The following is a 4,941-nucleotide window of genomic DNA, read 5'->3' as shown; positions in this document are numbered from 1 at the left end:
AAATGCGAACGTCTCTTCATTTATTACATATCCATTTGGTGCTATTGTTTCTTTATACGTATACTTTCCGTATGGTAGTTTGAATTTCGCTACACCTTTTTCATCCGTTTTTCCTTTTACTACTTCTTTCCCTTGTTCGTTGTAGATTGTAAATTCTGCATTCGGCAGCTTCGTATTCCCATCCGTTACATCTACTTTCGTTATTTCTAATTCACCTTTTACATTTTCATTTTTCAGCTCTAATACAGCTGTTTCACCAGTTTTCACTTCAATTTTTTTAACGCTTCCGTCTAACACATATCCAACTGGTGCTTGAATTTCTTTGACGCTATATATACCGATTGGAAGATTACCTAACTCCGCAATCCCCTTATCATTAGTCGTAACATTTTGTTTAAAGTTTTCATTAGAAACTTCAAACACCGCTCCTTTTAATACTTCCTTTTTTTCTCCTAATTTCATAATCTTTAAAGATCCTACTGATTCCCAATTTACAACTAAATCTGTACTAATTTTCTCACTATTTCTTTGTAACAATACCGTTGTATTTTGAACTTTTTCTGATCCTTTAAAAGCTATTGCTTGTAAATTTGTTAAAGTAGACTTCACTTTCATTTTAAAATTACCACTACTCGTATTTTTCGGGATTAGAATTTTGAATTTTTCGTTAATTGTTAATATACTTTTCTCTTCTCCATTTTCATTTACAATTCGAAGCCCTTTAGGGGCATTTTCAGGAAGAATTGTATAAGAGCCAGAAACCGCATTTGTTTGCACTGCATAAAATCCTGTTTCTAAATAATCACCTTTTTGTGTAGCAGTTTGCGGATCTACAGGATTAACTTTAAAGAATGTATCTTGTGATCCAGTTTCTTTTTTTGAAACCTCTACTAAACGCTTCATAAGATTATGTACTCGTTCATTTTTTGCAACTAAATCTTCTTCCGTTAATTCATTTGCTGCAATCCATACTGCTAATTGTGTAGCATAATGCGCCTCTTCTGCTGTCGCTACACCTAATTCAGATGGGCTTTTTTGAGGATACCCATTTAATAAAACACGATATACAGCATCAGATGATTTCCCCATCTCAGGCAAATCATCTCCATTTGGAGAACGCAAATCAGGCGTTAAACAATACGCAATACTACCCGAAGCCGTTTTAATTACTTCTGTCTTTATTTCACGCTGTTTCGACTTACTATAACTCCAATCCATCTTATATGTTTCTCTGTTCATTACTTCTGCCTTTACTTGTGGCATTGCAATTCCTAATAAAATAATAAGAGCACCTAAAAAACTAAACCATTTTCCTGCCATCTTTCGTTTCATTCTCTCCACCACCATATATAAATTTCTACATGAATCAATCTTACTGTTTCATTGTACTTATAGTGAAAAAAAGAGAATAGGTGGTTTTTTTGTAGTATCTTGTCGAATTGTTGAGAAAGTTCCAAAGTAATAAGCAACTTTAAAACTGTTTGTTGTCATAGTGCTATTGACAAATAAATATTACATGTTTTCAATTTTCAAACATAATAAAAAAGGCACTTTATAAGTGCCTTTTTAACTTACGGAAAACAAATTTCAAACGAATACATATTACTTATCTTTTTCCTTTATCTCCGTCAACAACTCAATCATTTTCTCATTCTGCTCCACTTGTTTCTCAGAGTTTTGATAGATGAAACGAACCCATCTTAATACAAAAACAAATATCAATATCGGTAGTAGTGCAATTATCATACCGAATACCGAGAAATTAGACATCATTTTCCATCACCTCGCTGTATACACTTTCTCCATTTCCCTACTAAAACCTGCAATTTTTTACAAATCAAAAAAAGAACCTATCAAACGATAGATTCTTCTTTTGCAAGCTGGGCAGAACGTCCTCTTGTAATCGAGAAAATTGCACAAAGCAGCGCCAATATAATAAAGCCGCCCCCTACCCAAGCGTTATATATAACAGACGATTTTTCAATAACAACTCCGCCTACTGTTGAACCGAGCGCAATCCCTAAGTGAAGGGCAGAGTTATTTAAACTTTGCTGAATACCAGCTGATTCTGGTGCAATTTCAATTAAATAATTTTGTTGTGCTGGCGAAATAGCCCAGCTCAGCATGCTCCAAAGTCCCATCATAATAATGAACAGCGGGAATGAGAATGTCATCATTGGCAATAGGAAGATTGCACACGCAAATACGATAATAATTGAGATAATACTTTTCTTCGATCCCCATTTATCAGCAAGCCAGCCTCCGAAGCCGCCCCCAATTACTGCTGCGATTCCGAAGATGAAGTAAAATACACTAATCCAATTCGCTTCCACATGCATAACATCTTTTAAAAATGGTGTTAAATATGCATATAGTGTTAAATGACCCGTTAAAAATAAGAACGACGTTAACTGTGCACTGACGATTTTTTTATCTTTTAACGTAGCAATTTGTTCTCTTATTGATAATACCGATGTCGGTGGTACTTTCGTTAAGAATAATGAAATACAAGCGATTGCCATCACTGTTAAGATTGAAATGAGCACAAATGGTGCACGCCATCCATATGCATTTCCGAGCACAAGGCCAAGCGGTACTCCAAGTACAAGTGACCCACTAATCCCCATGAAAATGATTCCAATTGCACGCGCACGAAAATGCGGTTCTACAACGCTAGAAGCGAGTGTTACTGACAGTGCAATAATAAGCGAACCACTCGCCGCACAAATCACCCTTGAGAACATTAACATCCCATAATTCACACTACATGCTGAAATAATATTTCCGATTAAGAAAATCGATAATGCCCCAACATACAATGTTTTTCTTTCAAATTTCCCCGTTAATGCTAATAAAACAGGACCTGATAAAGCAAATACTACTGAAAATATTGTTATAAGCTGACCAGCTGCACTAATAGATACTCCTAAATCATTGGCAACTAAATCAAGCGTTCCTCCTATAATTAGCTCAACCGTTCCGACTACGAAAGCCGCGATAGCTAAAATATACACACGAAAATTCAAGTCTTTCCCCACGCTTTCTATTTTGGTTACTACGACTATAGTAACCAAAATAGAAGTTGAACACAAGTACAATTTTTTTACAGTAAAAAAGGTAGGCGTATTATACGCCTACCCTTCACTCATGATACTTCATTTTTATTCTTCTTATTTAAATACCAATATACCGGCAGCCCCGTAAATACAATTCCAATTGATAAGAAACAACTTACCGGATCATTGATAATGGCACTACCAATTACAAAGAGCGAGCCGAAAATGGCAACGATTGGTACGATTGGGAATAACGGTACACTGTATGCACGCTCTTTATTCTTATTACGCTTTCTTAAAATGAAGACGCCAATAAACGTCATTACATAGAAAATATAAATAATGAATACGGAAATCTCAGATAGCTTATTCGGATCGCTAATAATCATTAAAATAATTCCTAAAATGATTTCAACAGTAATCGCATTTGCTGGTGTTTTAAATCTTGGGCTTTCCTTTGCAATAAACTTAGCAAATGGAAGTTGTCCACGTTCTGCCATCGACATCGGGATACGTGGGAACGTTAAAATCTTTCCATTTAAACAACCGAAAATAGAAACGATAATACCGATACTAATAATTTTCCCGCCATATTCTCCAAGTAGCATTCCTGCAGCTGTCGCTGTTGCATTTTCTCCAAGGTCTACAATTTGAGTTGCTGGTAATACATTCAGTAACGCCAAATTAATTAATACGTAAGCAGCTGTTACAATTAAAATCCCAACTGTCATTGCTTTCGGTAATAACTTTGTTGGATTCTTCATTTCCCCGCCAATCGAAGCAAGTAAAATCCAGCCATCATAAGCAAATAACGTTGCTAAAATTGCCATCCCGATACTTTGATTTTCTGATATCGGTACAACTACGTTAAAAATATCGCTATTCCCTTTCCAGAAACCTAACACAACAATTAATACGATTGGAATCATCTTTCCGATTGTCGTAATCGTTTGAACGATACCTCCGTATTTTGTTCCCATACTATTTACAACGCCAAGGAACACAACTGTTCCGATCGCGATTGGTAAATTCCATACTTTATCTAAATAGAAAAAATTAATCATTAAAGAACTAAAGTATAACCCTAATGTTCCAATAATAGCTGGCCCATAAACAATCGTTTGCATCCAGCCTGATAAATATCCCCAAAAACTTCCGTAAATCTCCTCTAAATACGTATACAACCCACCATTTTTCGGGATTTGCGCTCCAATTTCAGCTACTGTTAAACCACTTGCTAACGTCAACAGACCACCAATTATCCAAGCAAGAATTGCCATATTAGAACTCCCCGAGTAATCTAATACGCTGCCTGGTTTCATAAACACACCAGACCCAATAATCGTTCCTACCACGATAGAAAGTGCTACCGTTAAACCAATTTTGTTCTTCTCATCATGATGCATGCTGCGTATCCTCCTTCCAATCCTAGTGTGATGCAAAAATGAAATAAAAAAACACTCCTCCCTAAAAAAGGGACGAGTGTTGTATTCGTGGTTCCACCCTTGTTTCAATTCGCAAAGTAACACACTTCACCAATTTCTCAAGTCTACATAACGGTTTTTGCCGGCAAGCAATTACTAGATGTTCGTTCACTGCTGCAGTTCAGAGGTGGTAATCTATTTTTCCGTATTAGGAAGCTCACAGCCAAAGGCTTCCCTCTCTGAGAATCGTAAAAAATTGATCATGTCCTCATCATCACTTCTTGATGTCGAATTTTGTAGTTATTGTTCATTATATTGAATTGTTAGAAAAAATCAATATATTTTTTATATAACATATGAAATATTTCTTTTCTTATATTATAACAGAAGTTACGATACTTCTCTAATTCCCTCTTATCTTTGGAGCCGTGTAGCAATAAAAAATTATATCGGCGATTTTT

Annotated in this window: 4 protein-coding genes and 1 other annotated feature; all 4 genes read right to left on the bottom strand. The window is 35.7% G+C overall.

Annotated elements, in window-relative coordinates:
- The coding region (locus MR083_RS26050; protein WP_242270066.1) for an MSCRAMM family protein at nt 1–1,332 on the bottom strand (1,332 nt) is incomplete at its 3' end.
- A 270-nt stretch (nt 1,333–1,602) separates the two neighbouring features.
- The gene (locus MR083_RS26045; RefSeq protein ID WP_074567915.1) at nt 1,603–1,773 is read right to left on the bottom strand and encodes a hypothetical protein; all 171 of its coding nucleotides are present in this window, start codon (nt 1,771–1,773) and stop codon (nt 1,603–1,605) included.
- Nucleotides 1,774–1,853: 80 nt separating this feature from the next.
- Nucleotides 1,854–3,038, bottom strand: coding sequence for an MFS transporter (locus MR083_RS26040; RefSeq protein WP_124878387.1), 1,185 nt, complete (start codon nt 3,036–3,038; stop codon nt 1,854–1,856).
- 107 nt (nt 3,039–3,145) lie between these two features.
- A complete protein-coding gene (locus MR083_RS26035; RefSeq protein WP_016718849.1) occupies nt 3,146–4,462 on the bottom strand; it encodes an APC family permease in 1,317 nt (438 codons plus the stop codon).
- A gap of 65 nt (nt 4,463–4,527) precedes the next feature.
- Nucleotides 4,528–4,764 (bottom strand) — a binding site (T-box leader).
- Nucleotides 4,765–4,941 lie beyond the last annotated feature (177 nt).

It is taken from the genome of Bacillus cereus group sp. BfR-BA-01408 (assembly GCF_022663305.1).
GTDB lineage: Bacteria > Bacillota > Bacilli > Bacillales > Bacillaceae_G > Bacillus_A > Bacillus_A pacificus.
This window is presented reverse-complemented; position numbering and strand designations above follow the sequence as displayed.

Excerpts from the sequence above, each read along its gene's own strand:
- MR083_RS26035 (WP_016718849.1), bottom strand. The coding sequence starts at position 4,462 with ATGCATCATGATGAGAAGAACAAAATTGGTTTAACGGTAGCACTTTCT.
- MR083_RS26045 (WP_074567915.1), bottom strand. The coding sequence starts at position 1,773 with ATGATGTCTAATTTCTCGGTATTCGGTATGATAATTGCACTACTACCG.